Source organism: Streptomyces canarius, assembly GCF_014650735.1.
Lineage (GTDB): Bacteria > Actinomycetota > Actinomycetes > Streptomycetales > Streptomycetaceae > Streptomyces > Streptomyces olivaceoviridis.
The window spans coordinates 130,876-148,222 of sequence record NZ_BMVN01000005.1; the positions used below are offsets into that span (position 1 = coordinate 130,876).

Consider the following 17,347-nt stretch of genomic DNA (forward strand, 5'->3'; position numbering starts at 1 on the left):
GCTTGTGTCACCATCTTTTCGGAAGAGTGCACCTTTTGTCAGGGTATACACCTGTTAATGACGTTTCATACGGAGCCTAAGGGGCGGAGATGATGCCTCCACGCTGTCCTCGAACGCTGGCCGTGCTCGCGCGGTGGCTTCTGGGCACAGGGCTGGTCTCGTGGCGCTACCTGTGGGAGACGACGCCTCTGCACCGAGGCGGCGAGTGCCGCGGTGACGAGACGGACCTCCCACCGCGGCTGCCGCCCGCAGCGGCCGACAGCCGGGTGCAACGGGCGCAGGACGGCTACGGCCCCCTCTTCCACCGCCTCTTCCGCGTGCGCATCGCCGATGCCGACGTGGGTCCGGACCGGCTCATCGAACGGGTCTGCTGCGATTTCAAGCGCTTCGTTCCCTCCGAGGTGGTCGACATCCACACCGGTGAGCTCCGTGACCACGGCCTGGACGTCGGGGACGAACTGCTGGTGGAGATGCCAGGACCCTGGAACGGCCCCGTCAAGGTCGTCCATCGTGACGTCGACCGTCTGCACCTGGTGACCCTGCGCGGTCACATGGAGGCCGGTCAGGTGCATTTCCGCGCGCGAGAGGAGGACGGCCTGCTGGTGTTCGAGATCGAGCTCTGGGCGTGCCCCGGCAGCCGCCTGGTGCACCTTCTGTACTCGCACCTGCGCCTGGCGAAGGAGATCCAGCTCAACATGTGGGTCCGCTTCTGCCTGGCCGCCGCCGCGATGTCGGGAGGCCGACCGGCCGACGGTGTGCACATCTCCACCCGCTGGCTCGAATCGCCGGACAGGGCACCGGTGCGCCCGCTCTCCCCGGCCGGGAAGAACTCTTCGGGCGGCGCACCGGCCCAGGGGGCACCGTCGGCGGACCGGTTCGGTCAGCCGGGCGCGAGCCGGGACCACCGAAGCGGGGACAGCACGTGATGGCCGGCCCGCTCCAGGACCGGACCGTCGTCATCACCGGAGCCGCGCGCGGACTGGGAGCGGCACTGGCGCACGAACTGGCCCGACGCGGGGCGCGCCTGGCACTTCTCGGCCATGAGGGGCCCGAACTGGATGCCTTGGCGGCCACCCTGCCCACACCGGCGCTGGCGGTCGAAGTGGACGTCACCGACGACTCCGCCCTGGACGATGCGGCGGGCGAGGTCCGCGAACACCTCGGCCGGCCGTCGGCGGTCGTGGCGAACGCGGGAATCGCCGAGGGAGGCCCTTTCGCGACGTCGGACCCCGCCTCATGGCGCCGTGTCATCGACGTGAACGTGACAGGCAGTGCCCACACGGCGCGGGCGTTCCTGCCCGATCTGAGGGCGACGGCGGGCTACTTCCTCCAGGTCGCGTCGCTCGCGTCACTCGGAGCCACCCCGATGATGAGCGCTTACTGTGCCTCCAAAGCGGGTGTGGAAGCCTTCGCCCACGCCCTCCAGGCCGAGGTGGCGCACGAGGGGATCGCGGTGGGCGTCGCCTATCCCGCCTGGGCGGACACCGACATGATCCGCGAGGCCGAGGACTTCGCCGCCCTGCGCGAACTGCGCGTGCACATGCCGCCCGGCGTCCGGGACATCCGTCCGGCAGAGGCGGTCGCCGCCCGGCTGGCGCGCGCCGTCGAGCGCCGCAGCACCGCCGTCTACATCCCGGCGTGGCTACGTCTCGTCCAGCCCCTGCGCTGGGCCCTGCCACCCCTGGTACTACGGCTGGCCCGGCACAATCTGCCCCGCTGGGACGCCGGACGGCCACTGCGTGCCACGGGCAGGCTGGGCACCGGAGGACGGGCCGACCGTGCCGCGGCCACACCGGACGGCGACCGACGGGGCTGATCCCCTGCCCACAGCACCGAGCGGGACCGGAAGCGTTCTGCGACAGCGCGGCGGCACCCCACCGGGCAGGGCGCACCGGGCGGCGCGCGTTCCGCGTCGCGGAATCGGCCGGGAACCCCCACGCTGGAAGAGCGGGAACAGATCCCTCGGCACCAGTGCCGAGGGAAGCCGGCATGCCGAGGAAACGCGAGGCGAGCAGGGAACCGAAGGCGGGCCATCACGTCACTTCACGCAGTCACGGAATCCGGGCCGAGGACGAGGTGGGGGGAGCACTGGTCGTACACGGAAGCGTCCGACCGGAAGCGGCGACTCGCGATGACGTAGCGCCGGGTACGGCATCTCGTGCCGCACCGCCCGCAGTTGTCCGTCACCCGTCCGGACCGTCGGCGGCGTCCCTATGCGGGTGCGGTGGGCCGGCGACGCGCACGCCCGGCTTCGCGGCGATCCGCCGCCCGCACAAGGGAATCCACAGCGACCGAAGGAGTGTGCGGATGAACACCCCTCCCCGTTCCGGTGCGCTCGGGCACCACCCCGCCGGACACGGCCGCGACGTGAAGTTGCTGGGCATCTATCTCAATGACCACCTCGCCGTCGACACCCTCGGCGCCGAACGCGCCGCCCGTCTGGCGCGCGCCTCCCGGGGTTCCGCACTGGGCCGCGCGCTCGGGCCCGTCGCGGCAGAGATCGCCCAGGACCGGACAGCGCTGCTGGCCGTCATGCGGGACCTCGGTGTTCCCGTTCGCCACTACAAAGTGTGCGCCGGCTGGGCCGGCGAGAAGATGGGACGGCTGAAACCCAACGGCCGGCTGGTACGCCCCTCTCCACTGGGCACCGTGCTGGACCTGGAAGCGCTGCGGCTGGCGGTCGAGGGCAAGGCGGCCGTCTGGCAGACCCTGCGCCGGCTCAGCGCGACGGACGAACGCCTGGACCGTGCACGCATCGAGGTGCTGCTCCAGCGTGCCCGGCGGCAGCAGGACACCATCGAGGAGTGGCGTCTGCGCCAGGCCGAGGAAGCGCTGGCCACGACGTCCGGCTGACCCACCGCTGCCAGGTGGGGTGCCCGCTGGGCCCGCTGTCCGCTCAGCAGTGCTCCTCGGGTTCTGTGCCTGCCGGCCGGCAGGGTCGGCCGCAGGCGGTGCAGGTGCCGGCCCCGGACGGCAGGCGTTGCGGTCGTCGGACTGGTCGCCGGGGGCGGCAAACGGCGTCATGGGCCGGGGTTACGGTTCCTTGCACCAAGGCAGGCACGACCCGGACGGACGGCAGCGGGCCAGGTGTCACGAAGCAGCCGGGCGCCGGCGGGAAGCAGGCCGTCTTGAGGGTCCTTACGCGGGGCACCTTGTGCGGCGAGGCCCCGCAGCCGGCCAGGACCGCCACCGGCGCCGTGAACGCGAGCCGAAGGCGAACACCTCCCGCACCGGGAACACCGACGGCACCGGCAGGCTGAGCCGCTCAGGAAGCAGCAGCGCCCCCATCGCACACGTACACACGGCCCACCCCGCTCGGCTCCCCTGGCTTCCGCCGCGCCGGTGGCCTCAGCGCCGGGGAGCCGGTGCGCCGACGGGCGTGCGTCCTGCCGCGCTGCGGTAGGCGGAGATGCCCAGGGCGAGCAGCCAGTAGCTGAACAGCGCGCCCATCAGGGCGGTCGTACCCCAGCCGTTCGCCGCGTAGAAGTGTGCGGGGGTGTGGCCGAAGAACACCGACGGCACGAAGGCCAGGTTGATCCCTGCCAGAACGAACGCGGAGCGGCCGGTCCAGCGCGGCAGCACCTTCGTGCGCGAGACCGCGCATCCCACGGCGGTCAGGAAGAACGCGAGCATGAGGCGGCCGATCGACCCGTAGAGGAGGTAGGTGGCGTGGACCGTGATGGTGGGGTCGATCGGGTGGTCGGCGGCGATGACCGCACCGCCTTCCAGTCCGCTGGAGACCATGGTGATCGTCGCGTAGACCAGTCCGGCGGCGAAGGCCAGGGTGCCGGTCCACTCGCTCGCGGGGTCCGTCCTCTTGACCAGCTCACGGAAGGCAGTGACGAACACGACCAGGAGTGCCAGCGCGAGGATTCCGATGAGGAGCCTGGCCAGGACGTTGGAGTCCGGTGGCGGGCCGGAGTAGAGGAAGTACAGGGGTACTTCGATGATGAAGGCGGCTGCGCCGGCGATGCCGGACAGTCCTGTCAGACGCCTGGCGACGGTTTCGTTCATGGCTGTCCCCCTGGAGTTCGTGTGGTGGGTTCCTCGTCGGTTCGTCCACGGCGTGCGGTTCGACGGGCTCTTTCGACGGTCGTTTCCGGGATCACCCGAGGCCGTTCCAGAACCCGCAGTGGTGGCGGGGCCGCGTCGTGCGGGTGGCGACGATGTGGTCCGGCGCCAGGGAGAGCACTGTCCGCCGGGGCCAGTGCGGTGATGACGGGCCGTTCGGGTCGGCGCTGCGGGCGAAGCGTGTCCAGTAGTCGATCATGGTGTCGGCCAGCCGGTGCTGCGCCGCGGTCAGGTCGCGGGGACGGCCGCCCAGATCGAAGAGGTACGGCAGTTCGCTCGCGTGCGGTGCGCCGAGCGGGAAGGGCGGCGTGCCCGGGGTGAGCGGCGGGGCGTGTTCGTCGGCGAACTCGTAGCGCCACACGGGCACGTGAGTGGCGAGCAGACCGCCGGTGCGCGCCGTCGGGCAGGCGAAGTCGGCGTCGCCGATGACCGCGCCGAACACCGGGCCGCCGTCGGTGCGGTGCACCGGGTACGCGCGGACGATCGCCCTCGCCTGTCCCGGTGCGGGGAAGAAGGAGGCCACGACGTCGGGCCAGGTCTCCGGGGTGACGGGATGGCCGGCCTGGATGATCCCGGCGGCCCACCCGTTGCCCTCGTCATGGGTGTGGCCGATCAGTACGGGTACGTGGTGGAAGTGGCCGTCGGTGATTGCCGCCGCGGAGTCGTCGGGCAGCAACGGGGTTCCGTTCGCGGGCTGCTGGTCCGCGCTCTGGGCGGCGAGCAGACGGGAGACCGCCACGTGCCGCAGGCAGGTCGGGACGTCGCGTGCGGAACCGCAGCCGACTCTCGCCGCGAAGTCCGCGCCCGCTGCGCGCGCCGCGGGCAAGGGGACGGACGACGGGGCGAACGGTCGCTCGGGACGCCCTGTGCAGGGGCCGCTCTCGATGATCGCCCGGTCGAACAGCCCCGCCGCGGCGGGTGAGGTCAGCTGGGCGCAGACGCTGTAGCCGCCCGCCGACTCGCCGGCCAGGGTCACGTTGTGCGCGTCGCCGCCGAAGGCGCCGATCTCGGCGCGCACCCAGCGCAGCGCGGCCTGCTGGTCGGCCAGGCCGAACGTGCCCGAGCCGGGCAGCCCGCTGTGCGCGAGGAAACCGAGGGCGCCGAGGCGGTAGTTGACGGTGACGATCACCACGTCACCGCGGACGGCCATGCGATGGGCGTCGTACGAGTTGCCCGCTCCGGTGGTGAACCCGCCGCCGTGCAGCCACACGATGACCGGCCGGGGGTGTGCCGGTCCGGCGCCGTCGGGCGTCGTGACGTTCAGGTGGAGACAGTCCTCGTCGGTGCTGCCGGCGGGCACCTCGCCGGCCGGTTGCGGGCAGGGGCTCGCGGGGCGGGTCGCGTCCCGTGTCCCGGACCAGGTGGCCGCGGGGGAAGGCGGCGTCCAGCGCAGGCTGCCGACCGGCGGCGCCGCGTACGGGATGCCCGCGAAGGTGCGGTAGCCGTCACGGTGGACACCCCGCGCCAGGCCGTGGTGGGTGCGGACCACCGTTGCGGCGGGCGGGGCGGGCTGCGCCGGGGGCGCAGCCGACCAGGCCGTCGTGAGGACGGCGGTCAGGGCGCAGCCCAGAGTGGTCAGGACGCGGTGCGTGGTCATCGTCTCCCCGTTCGGTCAGCTGCCGCCCATGCCGCCCTGCGCGGCGATGACGGTCGTCGGAAGGGCGCGTACCGCCTTCTCCAGGCCCGGCGCGAGGGTGGCGAGAGACCCGGTGCAGGTGTCGATGCGGGCCCGGAAGGTCTTCTGGTCCCGCCGGGACACCACGGAACGGATCCCACCCGCCGCGGCCAGCGCCAGCAGCGCGGCGTCCGCGGCGGGGACGTCCCGCACCGGGCCGTCCCCGTGCAGGACCGCGGACAGGCGGGCGCGGAGCGCTGCGGGCACGGCGCGGTCCGTCACGCTCAGCCGACGTGTGCCGAAGCGGGTACGGGGCGCCTTCGCGGTGAGGAGTCCCGCCGCGGTGAGCCGGTCCTCCGCGTCCGTCAGGGTGTGTGTGCGGTGGCGGCGCACGAGGTGCTTCCAGCCGTGGCCGTCGGCCGCGTCACGCAGAACGCGGTCCAGGACGGGGTTGCCGGTCGGTTCCGTACCGCAGACGGTGACCGTGCCGCCATGCTCCTCCAGCCGGCCGCGCATCGCGAGGTCGACCAGGGCGGCGGCACGGACCAGCAGAGCCGCGCGGGAACGGTCGTAGGGAGCTTCGGCTGCTTCGTCGTGGGCCAGCAGGTACAGGGTGCAGGGCAGGTCGTCGATCACACCTCGACGCTAGGTCCGGCACCTCCGGTCGCACATCGGCCGCGGGAGGGGGCCGGCACTGGGAACGCGGGAGGAGCGCGGTCCGGGTCTCCTCCCTGGGGAGGAGGCGGCTGTCAGGGGCGTCGCGGCCGTACGAGGCCGTGGTCGTAGGCGGCGACGACGGCCTGGACGCGATCGCGCAGGTTCAGTTTGCGCAGCACCGCGGTGACGTGGTTTTTGACGGTGGCCTCCGACAGGCGCAGTCGCTCGGCGATCTCCGCGTTCGACAGCGCCTGCCCGATCAGGGTGAGCACCTCCCGTTCGCGGATGGAGAGGTCCTTCAGGGACGGCGGCGGCGCCGGGTCGGGGGTCGTGCGCAGGAACCGGTCGAGGACACGGCTGAGGACGCTCGGTGCCAGCAGCGCGTCGCCCCGCGCGGTGACGCGGATGGCATCGACGAGTTCACCCGGACGGATGTCCTTCAGCAGGAAGCCGCTCGCTCCTGCCCGCAGAGCGGCAACCACGTGCGCGTCCACATCCCAGGTGGTCAGCACGAGGACCCGGGCCGGGCTTCCGCTCGCCGCGATCCGCCGGGTCGCCTGGATGCCGTCCAGGACGGGCATGCGTACGTCCATCAGGACCACGTCGGGCGCCAGTTCGCGCGCCAGCCGCACCGCCTCCCGGCCGTCCGACGCCTCACCGACCACCTCCAGGTCCTCACGGGCGTCGATGATCATGCGGAATCCGGTACGGACCAGGGCCTGGTCGTCGGCCACCACCACCCGCAGTGTCATGAGGCGCGCTCCACCGGTAGCCGCGCCGCCACTTCGAACCCGCCGCCGGGCCGTGGGCCGGCGTGCAGGCTACCGCCCACGAGCCGTGTGCGCTCCTTCATCCCCACCAGTCCGCGCCCCGCTCCGGCCCCCGCCGAAGGTCCCTGCGCCGTACGCCCGTTGTCGACCACCGTGATCTCCAGGCAGTGTCCTTCGTCCCTCACGCGCACGCTGACCTCATCGGCGCCGACCGCGTGGCGCAGCGTGTTGGTCAGGGCCTCCTGGATGATCCGGTACGCCGTCCGGTCCACCGCGGCCGGCAGCCCGTCAGCGGCCCCCTCGTGGTACACGTGTACGGTCATCCCCGTCGCGCGCACCGTGTCGGCGAGCTCGTCCAGACGCGTCAGTGAGGGCCCCGGCGTCCGCGGCTCGCCTGTCGCGTCCTCGCCCGCCTCGGGCCCGAACGCGCGGAACGTCAGGCGCAGTTCACCCAGCGCGGAGCGGGCGGCCACCTCGATGTCCCGCAGCGCCTGACGGGCCTGGTCCGGCCGCTGGGAGAACACATCGTCCGCGGCGCCCGCCTGAATGACCATCACCGACAAGGTGTGCGCCACCACGTCGTGCACGTCGCGCGCGATCCGCGCACGCTCCTCCACCACGGCCCGGCGCATCTCCGCCCTCATCCGCTCCTGCTGCGCCTTGCGCCACTGCCCCAGGGTCCACGCCAGGACCACCGCCAGCACATAGACCGCCGGGCCCGCACTGCCGCCCGCCCCGAACGCCAACGGGACCGGCAGACACATCGCCGCGAGCGCCCACAGCGACACCCGCCGTGCTCTGGTGGCCGACAGCACGCACAACGTGACCTGCGCCGCGAGCAGCGCCCCCGTCAAGGTGACCGCGGGCAGCAGTGCCCACACGGCGATCCCTGTCGCCGTGTTCGCGACCAGCACGGGGACCGGGGCGCGTGTCTGCCACCTCAGGGCACCGGTCTGTACGAGAACCAGGGCCGTGGCCACGATCAGTCGACGGCCGTCCTCCGCACCGGCGACGGTCACCGGGATGCCCAGGGCGGCGATCACCAGCCCTGCCGACCCGCACCACAGCGCCCGGGCGGTCCGGGGCGACAGCTCACCCCGTGCCTCCCCGGCGAACGCGTCGTTCTGCTGACCTGTGCTGGCGTCCACGTGCCGACCTTATCCAGCGGCGCGGCGATACCAGCGCCTCCCCTTCAACCCGGACGTCTCGCGGACGCCGGGGCGCCCACTGCCCTGTTGCCCGGCGCCGTCACAAGGTTCGGCACTCCCCTCGGCCTTCCCCGTGCAGAGACCGCTCCGGAGATGGACGGGCGGGTGCGGCTCTGGCCCGGCTGGCGACCTGCCGGCGTTCTGGGTCGCCCTGCGCGAGGCTCTGATCACTTGGTTCAACACCCGGAGCGCCGGAATCGGCCCGGCCGAACGCACCGGCGTGCTCCCAGCCGAGGAAGCGACGGTGCTACGCCTCGCCGGGCCTGACATGGACCTCACCGCACCGCTCCTCCTCTCCGACCCCGAACAGGCGCACACCCTCGTCGCGGCGATGACCGGGCACGTTCATGGCGAACACCAGCTGGCCCCACTGCAACGAATCCAAGGGAGTGCGGCCCGGGCGTCGGTCGGGGCGGGAGTCGAGCTCGACGAGGAGGTCCGGCAGCGGCGTGCGGATCACCGCGTCCACTCGCCCGTACCGGCTCGTGCCGTCGGGCGCCATCGGCAGCCCCGCTTCCCGGTGGAGACGCCAGTTCGACCGCAGGACGGTCCGGGCGAAGTACAGGACGGCCGCCGTCAGCGCTCGACGTGCCAGTCGATCACCATGCCCGGGCCGCGGTACCGGCGGTGCAGCTCTTCGGCCCAGCCGACCCATCCGGCCTACGCGTGTGCACACCCCGGGGCTGTCCGCATGAGCCACTCGGGTGAATCGCGGGCTCCTCCCGGTACGGGCGGGTGGCACCCCGGTACAGATCCATGGGGGCGCTCCATCGCGCGCCCCGTTCCGATCGCCGGCGCGACGCAGATGTGCCGAGCCGGCGCGAAGGGAGCGAGACCCATGCGCAAACGACCGGTGGCCGCCGCGGTGGCGGCGGTAGCGCTGTGCGGTACGGCCGCACCCCAGGCATTCGCCCAACGGCCCGCTGGCCAGGACGAAACGTTCCTCATACAGGTGCACCAGGGCAACCTCGCCGAGATCGCGGCGGGCCAGGACGCCGGGAGGCACGCCAACAGCGAGTGCGTGAAGCAGGTCGGTGCCGTACTGGTACGCGACCACACCAAGCTGGACGCGGATGTGAAGACGCTGGCCGACAAGCTGAAGGTGCGGCTGCCTGCCACCCCGTCCGCGGAGCAGAAGAAGCAACTGGCCGCCGTGCAGGCGAAAGCCGGAACGTCGGCTTACGACACGGCATGGCTCAAGGCTCAGGAAGCCGGACACCGCCAGGCGCTCGCTTTGATCGACCAGGAGATCAAGGCCGGGAAGAACAGCCAGGTCGTGGCCGCTGCACGCAACGCCCGTCCGGTCGTGGCGATGCACCTGGACATGGTCAGCGGCGGCACCTGCCACATGGCCGGTCACTCCGGCATGAGCAGCCAAACGCAGTAGCCACTCGCAGCAGTAGGCACCGTGGAACGCCACCAGCCGGCCGTCATGCGCGTGAACTGGCGCGAGCTGAGCGCGGCGGCGGCCGGCTGGCCGGGGCGCAGCGCACCAGGTGCGGACCCCGACGCGGTGCGGGTGAGTGCTGGGCGGTGGCCAGGAGCGACCGAGGTACCGTGCCGGGCGTTGCGGACCCGGGCTGATCGGTGCGGTCGGATCTGCTGGCCAGGCACTCCTGACGGTCTCGAACGGTTGCCGAACTGGGCGGACCGGGATGCGGCCCACGCCAGAGCACCGAACAGCAGGCCCGCATCTGTGGGTGCCACAGGTGCCGCCCCCGGATCCCCTCAGAGATCAACCAGCTCCTGACGAGGCTCGTCCCGCGGCGGCCCGGCACACGCCTGGCCGCCGCGCTGCGGACCAGCAGCGTCCCGAGGACTCCGACGGCGGGCCCGCCGGCCGCCCACCACACGCCCTCGACCGCACCGTCCTCGCGCGCGGCGGCCGGCGCTCCGCCGAGCCCCAGGAAACCACCGCCCGCCGGCCGGTCGTACTCCCGCCGCAGCGCGCGGTGCCGGCGGATGTCGTCGTCCGCCACGTCCGGCGCCGGTTCGGTGCGCACCCACAGGGTGCCGTCCTCGGCGACGAACAGCTGGTCCTGGCGCAGCATCGCCACGTCCCCGCCGGGCGCCCGCCGGGTCTGCGGCCAGCCCCCGACCCCGGACCGGGGGCGGATACCGGCCCTCGGCCCACTCCCGAGGCACCCGCTCCGTACCGATGTACGCCGGGTCGAGCAGACCGCGCAGCTCGTCGTAGGCGGCCTGCCCGGCATCCCACGCCTCGGTACGCCCGGCACCGGCCGCCACCACCACGGCGATGTCGGGCTCCTCCGGTACGGCACCGGCCCGTGCCTCGTCCCTCGCCTCGGTACGCGCGCCGGGGTGCCGCCGGTGCCGTGGATGCCGGGCCCAGCGCGAGCAGAACCGCGACCAGGCCTGTCGCCACCACCCGTCGACGAACCCCGGCCCTCCGCTCCCCCACCCGCCTCCCCCGACCGGTCGAGGTTGGCGGAGGTGACAACAACGGTCGGTGTGCAGGGCTGCGGGCTGAAGGTCGCACCCTTGGCGACCGCTCGCGGATGGGCAGCCAGCAACGGGGAGCCCGTCGACATCGTCGGCAACGTAGCTCTCGCCGCGGACATGCGGCGCGAAACGTGCTGTCGGCGACGCCCCGGTTCTTGCACAGAAACCGTGCCACCTCCTGCTGTGCCTGCCCCTCGATGTCGAAGGTGACGATGCCCGTGGACGGCTCCGGGTCGAACGGCGTGTGCAGCGTCGTGCCGGACGAAGCGGAACGCCTCTGCGGCGGCCCACGGGTGTTCGTGGGAGAGGAATCCGCCCGGACTGATCTACGCGGAACGACGAATCCTGGAGTGAGGTCGCGCGCATGGTCGCCCCGCACTTGTCCGTGGCCAGACGGATCGCCCCATGGTGCGGATCTTCTCGTCGAACGCTCGCCGGTACTTCGTGATGGCGTGACGGACGGGAGCCGGGTTCGCGGCCAGGTAGGAGCGGTGTCGGAGTCGACCAGGCTCGCAGGGTTCGAAAGGGTTGTGCCCGCAGGCCCCAGCACATACCGCTACTGTCTGCCCATCGAGGGGACATGGGGGTGGGGCGTTGGCAAGCGCATGGTTGGTACAAGTGCGACGTGGGTGGGCCTCAAGGCCGAAGGTGATCCGTGTCGTCGTCTACATCTGCGTACCAATGGGCTTGTTCGGCATAGGCGTTGGCATATACGGAGACCACCACCGGTGGTGGGAGCACCAGAGCTTCCTCACCAACCTGATCTCCAGCTTGACGAGCGTGATGTTCGGTATCCCGACCGCCTTGTTACTCCTCGGATACTTGAGCAACGCACAGGCGGAGGCGTTGCAGAAGCAGCAGGTCCGCCGCCGCGCTCGACGTGATATCGATGCCTTCCAGCAGGTCCTTCTCCGGCCGTTTTCCGCGAGCGACCTGGCGTCCCTACGCATTCAGAAGTCCGACTTGGACCATGCCGTTACAGCGCTGCGGGCGGTTCCGAGCGTCGAGGGGGCTCACAGACGTCCGTTGGAGGAGGTCCGGGAAGCGATCACGGCATGGGTCGATCAGGTCCGGCCCCTCGAAGCGGACTACCAGCAGGCGCTGGCCAGCATGACGTCCCAAGCCGTTGGCGTGCACGCGTCTGCCTGGATCGAGGATCTCCAGGCTCACTGGGAGGAGCTCGACCAGGGGCTGCGCTTCCAGATGTCCGAGGCCGACCAAGCATGGCTCACGCCTGTTCGCGCAGCCGAGCTGCGGAAGGTGTGGGTGGAGCTGCGATCGGCGAACATCGTGCGCCGTATTGAGACGGATGTGACGAGATGGACTGCCCGCTCCAGTTCGATCGAACCGGCTACCACGGACGAGGCAGCGCATCGGATCGCTGCCCTCTACGGCGGCTATGAGCGGGAGCATCGGCTCATCCATGACCGGTACAAATGGTGGAGTGCGTTCGGTGTGCTCATGGACGGGGCCGACGAGTTGGCCAGGCTGCTGCGGTAGCCACTATCCGTTGATGTCCGTCTCCTTGGCGAACGGGCTCAGCGCAAGTTGGCACACAGGCTACCGATCCGGCAGTAAATGTGCCCGATGCACCGCAGGTCCCACCCGGACCTTGAGAGATCCGCTCGGATTGTGAGCTTTGGCCTCAGCGATCAGGTACGGCACCGACCTGAAGGCGCAGTTCTGCGAGCAGTTCCGGGCCCGGGGAGGGACGCCGGACAGCGAGCGGTGTCTGCGCCGGCAGGTGCGACGGCTCAAGGAGCTCGGGGCAGCCGACGCCCAGCAGATCACCCAGCTCAAAGCCCCTGTAGAGGCACTGGTGGGTGCGCTGCACCAGGCCACGGGGGCGAACAGCCAGCTGCACCGGCAGCGTCGCGAACCGGTCGGACGGCTGTCACTTCCTGGCCGCGTCGGATTCCCCGCCAATGGATTCCTGGTAGGCATCCGCGTAGGTGGGAGAGTCCTTGATCAGGTCGTCGCAGAACGCGGCGACGTCGGTGCCGATGAGTTCCAGAACTCCCTTGCCCGCGGCGGCGCCCTCCTCGAAGAAGTCGACGATTCCAGGGAGGAGGGGTCCGTCGGACAGGCTGACCGGTCCGACCTTGAACAGGTACTTCTGCATCTCCTTGTAGACGATCTGGTAGTCCGGCGGGAGTGCCTTGACCCGGGCCAGGTGCGCCCGCCACTGTTTCTTGCCTTCGATGATGTCTTGGATGCTCACGTCAGCCTCCCAGCCGGCTCAATTTCCTCGCGACGTTCCTGTTCAACTGCTCGCGCCACCGGTCGCGATAAGTCCGGGCCCCTGCTCCGCCGGCCAGCGCCGTGCAGAAGCCCCGGACGTCGTCGCCGAGCACCTCGTGGATGCTCTGCCCGTCCGCTGCCGACACTTCGAGCAGTCCCAGGGCGGAGTCGAGGATCGGCGTCAGGTTGCGGCCGGTGAAGTCCCCGTAGGGGAAGAGGTGGGCGACGATCTGTTCCCACACCGCCCGGTAGTCGTCGGGCAGGGTCTCGACCCGGGCTTCGAACGCCTTCCATTCCCTGGTGAGATCGCTTCCTGTGACCTTCTCCCAGAAGTTCATCTCCCGCCTTCCTTGAGCCTGTTGATGCGCGATGAGAGGTACTGCCATTTCGCCCAGAACTTCGCGAGTTCCTCGCGTCCGGCGTCGTTGAGCGCGTAGAACTTCCGCGGCGGACCGACCCCGGATGGCCGTTTCGTCACTTGGACGAGCCCGTTCCTCTCCAGCCGCAGCAAGATGGTGTACACCGTCCCCTCGATGACGTCGGCGAAGCCGAGCTCGTTCAGCCGGCGGGTGATGGCGTACCCGTAGGTTTCCTCGCTGCCGATGATTTCGAGCACGCACCCTTCGAGCGTGCCCTTCAACATCTCCGTCAGGTCGTCCATCGCGGGTGCTCCTCAGCCCTGTCGGTACTACGCGATACCGAGTACCGCTATACGGTACCACCGAGTAGCGGAACGGCAACGTCTCCGGTGAACGCAATTCCGGACCAACTCGTTCGGCGCGGGACCGGGTGCCGTCGAACGCTGCAACCCGGTCACCGGTTGAGCTGACGAGTGGGCCGTTACACGTCACGATGCTGGACCTGCCAGGGAAGTTCCCAGCCCGTTCCCCCACACCGAGCTGACCGGGCTCGTCCTCTTCTCCGGCCCCGACCGAACTCCGGCGACACCCAGCCCTACCGGATGAGCCACATCGGCAACGTCCACCACCGCTGCCTCAACGCCATGCCGCCCCTGCTGCTGGCCTAGGGCACCGAATTCCCCAAGTGCGAAGTCGTCCTCCACTCCTACCGGCACTCCTACGCGCAACGGCACGCGGACACCGGAACCCTGCCCGACCTGCTCCGCGAGCTCATGGGCCACAGGTCATTGCAAACTACACAAATCCACTGTCGGCTGACCGAGAAGCGGACCCGGTCCGCGGTCGACAAGCTCGTCTCGCACCAGTTCGACCGGCACGGCAACCGGATCTCGGCCCAGGCCCGCCGGCTCCTGGAGCACGAGCACGTCCGCCTGCGGATCGGTCAGGTCTCCGTCCCCTACGGGGGTGCGTCGAGTCGACCAATGTCAAAGCCGGTGGCGACGGCTGCCCCTTTCGGTTCCGCTGCGTCGGCTTCGATCACCTCCGCAGCGACCCGTCGTACTCGCCGGAGCTAAGGGCCTACCTCGAGAAGGGCATCCACTGGGGCAGGCGCCCCCTCGAAGCCACAGCCAGACCGCACCGGCGAACCTGCCTGGTCACAGCACTAAATACGGATGAGGATCTGTCGCAGGGGGTGTCCGAGCGCGCCCGTGAGGGAGGCAAGCTCCTCGTCGCTCAGCCATGCCCGGTTCGGATACAGGATCTCGATCCTGAACCGTGCGAACCCCATCGGCCAGTCGTATGCCAACTCGTTGAGCGACATCTCGACCTCACAACACGGAACTGTCACCATGAGCGTCGAGAAGCCCTCGGCATAGCGCTCCGAGACGGCCTCCGCCCACCAGCCCAGTGCGAACTCCCCACCGCAGTGATGGCAGGAGACCGTCTCCAGGTTGGCGCCGCAGGAGACCACCTGGACGCTGTCGTGCCACATGGCTTCCAGACCACGGCGGGCGTCGTCGTCGGGGAGCATTTCCGACAGCATGGCCGCAGCACGATCCGCCGCAACTTTACTGGGCTGCCAGTGAGGGTCAGTCGGGATCACCGTCAGGTAGTTGTCACTCATCGCCCGCCTTCCCGTGCCCGCCACGGTCCGCTTCTCGTCCACCTACCCGGCGAACCTATCCGGTCACAGCGCCAGCACGATCACACGCACCCTGTGGAGTGACGTCATGCGTGACGGTAGGCAGCGCGGGGGGCTTGTGGGTACGGGGTGCGATTGTGAGGTCGACCGGTTGTCGGATGCGGCGGGCGGTGGGCGGTGGGCAGCAGCGTGGTGACCCGTGCGAGGTCGATGCCTCTGATGGTGGCGATGCGGTCGATGCTCAGGTGGAGGTCGTCGTGGAGGAGCACGGTGTTCACAGCAGGGGTGGGGGTGCGGCCGGCACGATGTGCGACGGCCCGGGTGTGCTACTCCCACGCCCAGCGGTGGGGCACTGCTGGTCGTGATCCAGGTCCAGTTGGTGGCTGGCGATGAGATTGAAGAGTTGGGTGACGCTGAGCTGGGCTTCCTCTTGTGGGAGGCGTGCGGCGGCGTAGGCGTGTTCGGCCTGCCGGGCGGTGCAGGTCGTCGAAGGCGTAGAAGGCGTAGAAGGCAGTTGAGAGTACGGCCGCGGCGGGCGGTGTGGGCTTCATGGTCCTTCCCCCCAGCGATGGGCGGACAGGTCAGCTGAAGATGGCGGCGGGGCCGCTTTCGGCGGCGGCGTGAGCGCAGCGCCACAGGGGGCGGGCGATGATGGGCAGGTTCTGTAGGACGACGGACGGTAGCCGTCTCGATCCCGCGCCACCAGTTCGTGAGGGAGCTGCGGCCAGCGGCGGATGCGGCGCTGCTGGAGCAGGGGCCAGCCGCGAGCGCTCAGGACGTCGCCGCGCGGCTGGGGTATCCGCTCCTCGCGGCGCGCACCGCCTTGGCGACCGCGCGCACGGGGCCCCACCAGGAAGGGCCCGGCACAGGACTTGACGTCACATGAGCTGGCGGCCGGTGACGTCACCGCCCGGGTCGTCGGCGAGTTGGACGGTCGCGGTGATGCGCTTGCCCATGGGCTCCCGGTGAACACGGAAGGTCTGGGAGGCCGCCAGCACGATTTCCAGGCCGTGCTGACCGATCCGGTCCGGGTCGGCTGGGCTCACCGACGGCAGCGTCGTACTGCTGTCCCACACGCTCACCTGGACGGCCCCCTCACTGACCTCCAGGTCCAGCAGACAGGGGCCGGGTGCGTATTTGCGGGCGTTGGTCACCAGCTCGCTCACCGCAAGCTGGACCATCCCCATCGCACGAGCGGACACCGGTAGGCCATGTACAGCCTGCAACGAGGTGAGGAAGTCGCGAGCCACACTGCGAGCTTCGGCGATCTCGGCGCTGCCCTCGAACGCCACGGAGACTGCCAGTTGACGGTCGGCAGGCGGGCCCTGGCCCTGATTTCGGGCAGTACGGGGCACAGATCGCCTCACTTTCGAAGCGTTACTAGTTACCCACCACTGGTGCCCCGAAAGTTTGGCGCAACCCATATCAGATCGCTACACGGCGCCTGGCCCCGCGGATGCGCTGGCTGTCGCACCGGGATCGCGAGGACGGCGGGGTGGAGCAGTTCGGCTTCGCGAAGGCTGACTTCGGCGGCGCCGAGGCCGTCGCCAGGGGCGCATGGCGTGGGTCTTGCGCCTTGCACTCCCCCAGGGACACCGCTCCTGGGAAGTTTCCGGCGTGGCACCCCGCCGCAGCGGCTGGATCTTCGCTCGCTGGTCCTCAGGAGCCGATCGCGTAGCTTTCAGTCTCGTCGTAGTTCCAGCGGTCGAACAGGCCGCTGTTGGCACCGACACGGCAGGAGATCCGCACGGGTATTCGCGCCTTTCTCCCCCATGCCGTCCCCCCTTGCACCATCGTCATCACCTGCGCCCCCCTCTGGGAGAACGGTCAACCGGTTTTGGGCAAACAGCCCGCAACGGCAGAACTCCCCGGTCTGTGATCCAACTCACGGTCTGCGCCGGATGCGTCGGTTCCCGGTCCGCATCCCGAGCCCCTGCCCCACGAGCCAGTGCCGACTCCGGACGGCCAGAGCACGACAGTTGGAAACCCTTCCCAAGCTCTGCACGAACCAGGTAGTTCAGGCAGGCGGCTTCCCACAGATTCCAACTCAAGGGAGTCGAGACGACGGCGACGGCGTACCAACCCGCATCGCTCGCCCTTCGCCGGGAGTCGGCTGTCTGACCGCAGCTGCGGTGAGACAGTCCGCGGAGGGGCGGTGAGCGCCTGGTGATCCCGAAACACCGTGGACGAGCCACGCGAAGACCCCAAGGGCTCGGCCACTGGAGGCGAAGGCGACCGACTACCCCCCTGGCCATCGGACCGTATCTACAGTGGGGCGGGATGCCGCTCCGAGTCCAAGGGGGTTGTGTGTATTCGAC

At 70.3% G+C, this 17,347-nt stretch carries 16 protein-coding genes; 5 read left to right on the forward strand and 11 right to left on the reverse strand.

The annotated features are described in order from the left end of the window. Window positions 1-89 precede the first annotated feature (89 nt). The 3 genes from IE294_RS09555 (at window position 90) to IE294_RS09565 (ending at window position 2,853) form a co-directional block, all read left to right on the forward strand. Entirely contained in the window at window positions 90-926 is an 837-nt protein-coding gene (locus IE294_RS09555; protein ID WP_229917082.1) for a DUF1990 domain-containing protein, read from the forward strand. Further along, entirely contained in the window at window positions 926-1,816 is an 891-nt protein-coding gene (locus IE294_RS09560; RefSeq protein ID WP_373315799.1) for an SDR family oxidoreductase, read from the forward strand. The genes IE294_RS09555 and IE294_RS09560 overlap by 1 nt, the downstream gene beginning before the upstream one ends. 491 nt (window positions 1,817-2,307) lie before the next feature. Then, window positions 2,308-2,853: a hypothetical protein gene (locus IE294_RS09565; RefSeq protein WP_189884285.1), complete on the forward strand. Its 546-nt coding sequence runs from the start codon at window positions 2,308-2,310 to the stop codon at window positions 2,851-2,853. Between the two features lie 495 nt (window positions 2,854-3,348). On the opposite strand, the gene IE294_RS09570 is transcribed toward IE294_RS09565, so the two are convergent. From IE294_RS09570 to IE294_RS09595, 6 genes are all read right to left on the reverse strand, one after another. Beyond that, window positions 3,349-4,014 (reverse strand): hypothetical protein, encoded by a 666-nt coding sequence (locus IE294_RS09570; protein WP_189884287.1) that lies wholly within the window; start codon window positions 4,012-4,014, stop codon window positions 3,349-3,351. Between the two features lie 91 nt (window positions 4,015-4,105). Then, window positions 4,106-5,668 (reverse strand): carboxylesterase/lipase family protein, encoded by a 1,563-nt coding sequence (locus IE294_RS09575; RefSeq protein ID WP_189884289.1) that lies wholly within the window; start codon window positions 5,666-5,668, stop codon window positions 4,106-4,108. Window positions 5,669-5,683: 15 nt separating this feature from the next. Continuing rightward, the gene (locus IE294_RS09580; protein ID WP_189884291.1) at window positions 5,684-6,322 is read right to left on the reverse strand and encodes a GOLPH3/VPS74 family protein; all 639 of its coding nucleotides are present in this window, start codon (window positions 6,320-6,322) and stop codon (window positions 5,684-5,686) included. A 113-nt stretch (window positions 6,323-6,435) separates the two neighbouring features. Beyond that, entirely contained in the window at window positions 6,436-7,095 is a 660-nt protein-coding gene (locus IE294_RS09585; protein WP_189884293.1) for a response regulator, read from the reverse strand. Beyond that, the gene (locus tag IE294_RS09590) at window positions 7,092-8,261 is read right to left on the reverse strand and encodes a sensor histidine kinase (RefSeq protein WP_189884295.1); all 1,170 of its coding nucleotides are present in this window, start codon (window positions 8,259-8,261) and stop codon (window positions 7,092-7,094) included. Before IE294_RS09590 ends, IE294_RS09585 begins: the two co-directional genes overlap by 4 nt. Before the next feature lie 307 nt (window positions 8,262-8,568). Continuing rightward, entirely contained in the window at window positions 8,569-8,823 is a 255-nt protein-coding gene (locus tag IE294_RS09595; protein WP_189884297.1) for a hypothetical protein, read from the reverse strand. A 336-nt stretch (window positions 8,824-9,159) separates the two neighbouring features. Between IE294_RS09595 and IE294_RS09600 the strand changes: the two genes are divergently transcribed. Beyond that, the gene (locus tag IE294_RS09600) at window positions 9,160-9,708 is read left to right on the forward strand and encodes a DUF4142 domain-containing protein (RefSeq protein ID WP_229917083.1); all 549 of its coding nucleotides are present in this window, start codon (window positions 9,160-9,162) and stop codon (window positions 9,706-9,708) included. 1,724 nt (window positions 9,709-11,432) lie between these two features. Beyond that, window positions 11,433-12,284: a hypothetical protein gene (locus IE294_RS09605; RefSeq protein ID WP_189884299.1), complete on the forward strand. Its 852-nt coding sequence runs from the start codon at window positions 11,433-11,435 to the stop codon at window positions 12,282-12,284. A 394-nt stretch (window positions 12,285-12,678) separates the two neighbouring features. Here the strand turns inward: IE294_RS09605 and IE294_RS09610 are convergent, their stop codons facing one another. The 5 genes from IE294_RS09610 to IE294_RS09630 form a co-directional block, all read right to left on the reverse strand. Continuing rightward, a complete protein-coding gene (locus IE294_RS09610; RefSeq protein ID WP_189884301.1) occupies window positions 12,679-13,005 on the reverse strand; it encodes a DUF1048 domain-containing protein in 327 nt (108 codons plus the stop codon). 1 nt (window position 13,006) lies between these two features. Continuing rightward, complete coding sequence (locus IE294_RS09615; RefSeq protein ID WP_189884303.1) at window positions 13,007-13,363, reverse strand: DUF1048 domain-containing protein; 357 nt, start codon at window positions 13,361-13,363, stop codon at window positions 13,007-13,009. Then, window positions 13,360-13,686 (reverse strand): PadR family transcriptional regulator, encoded by a 327-nt coding sequence (locus IE294_RS09620; RefSeq protein ID WP_189884305.1) that lies wholly within the window; start codon window positions 13,684-13,686, stop codon window positions 13,360-13,362. The genes IE294_RS09615 and IE294_RS09620 overlap by 4 nt, the downstream gene beginning before the upstream one ends. 863 nt (window positions 13,687-14,549) lie before the next feature. Next, complete coding sequence (locus IE294_RS09625; RefSeq protein WP_189884307.1) at window positions 14,550-15,011, reverse strand: hypothetical protein; 462 nt, start codon at window positions 15,009-15,011, stop codon at window positions 14,550-14,552. A gap of 896 nt (window positions 15,012-15,907) precedes the next feature. After that, window positions 15,908-16,453 (reverse strand): ATP-binding protein, encoded by a 546-nt coding sequence (locus IE294_RS09630; protein WP_435858055.1) that lies wholly within the window; start codon window positions 16,451-16,453, stop codon window positions 15,908-15,910. Between the last annotated feature and the right edge of the window lie 894 nt (window positions 16,454-17,347).

What these genes read in the sequence shown, in the direction of transcription:
- IE294_RS09575 (WP_189884289.1), bottom strand. Translation starts at nt 5,668, where the DNA reads ATGACCACGCACCGCGTCCTGACCACTCTGGGCTGCGCCCTGACCGCC.
- IE294_RS09625 (WP_189884307.1), bottom strand. Translation starts at nt 15,011, where the DNA reads ATGAGTGACAACTACCTGACGGTGATCCCGACTGACCCTCACTGGCAG.
- IE294_RS09600 (WP_229917083.1), top strand. Translation starts at nt 9,160, where the DNA reads ATGCGCAAACGACCGGTGGCCGCCGCGGTGGCGGCGGTAGCGCTGTGC.
- IE294_RS09565 (WP_189884285.1), top strand. Translation starts at nt 2,308, where the DNA reads ATGAACACCCCTCCCCGTTCCGGTGCGCTCGGGCACCACCCCGCCGGA.
- IE294_RS09570 (WP_189884287.1), bottom strand. Translation starts at nt 4,014, where the DNA reads ATGAACGAAACCGTCGCCAGGCGTCTGACAGGACTGTCCGGCATCGCC.
- IE294_RS09595 (WP_189884297.1), bottom strand. Translation starts at nt 8,823, where the DNA reads ATGGCGCCCGACGGCACGAGCCGGTACGGGCGAGTGGACGCGGTGATC.
- IE294_RS09585 (WP_189884293.1), bottom strand. Translation starts at nt 7,095, where the DNA reads ATGACACTGCGGGTGGTGGTGGCCGACGACCAGGCCCTGGTCCGTACC.
- IE294_RS09560 (WP_373315799.1), top strand. Translation starts at nt 926, where the DNA reads ATGGCCGGCCCGCTCCAGGACCGGACCGTCGTCATCACCGGAGCCGCG.
- IE294_RS09620 (WP_189884305.1), bottom strand. Translation starts at nt 13,686, where the DNA reads ATGGACGACCTGACGGAGATGTTGAAGGGCACGCTCGAAGGGTGCGTG.
- IE294_RS09630 (WP_435858055.1), bottom strand. Translation starts at nt 16,453, where the DNA reads ATGGGTTGCGCCAAACTTTCGGGGCACCAGTGGTGGGTAACTAGTAAC.
- IE294_RS09555 (WP_229917082.1), top strand. Translation starts at nt 90, where the DNA reads ATGATGCCTCCACGCTGTCCTCGAACGCTGGCCGTGCTCGCGCGGTGG.
- IE294_RS09615 (WP_189884303.1), bottom strand. Translation starts at nt 13,363, where the DNA reads ATGAACTTCTGGGAGAAGGTCACAGGAAGCGATCTCACCAGGGAATGG.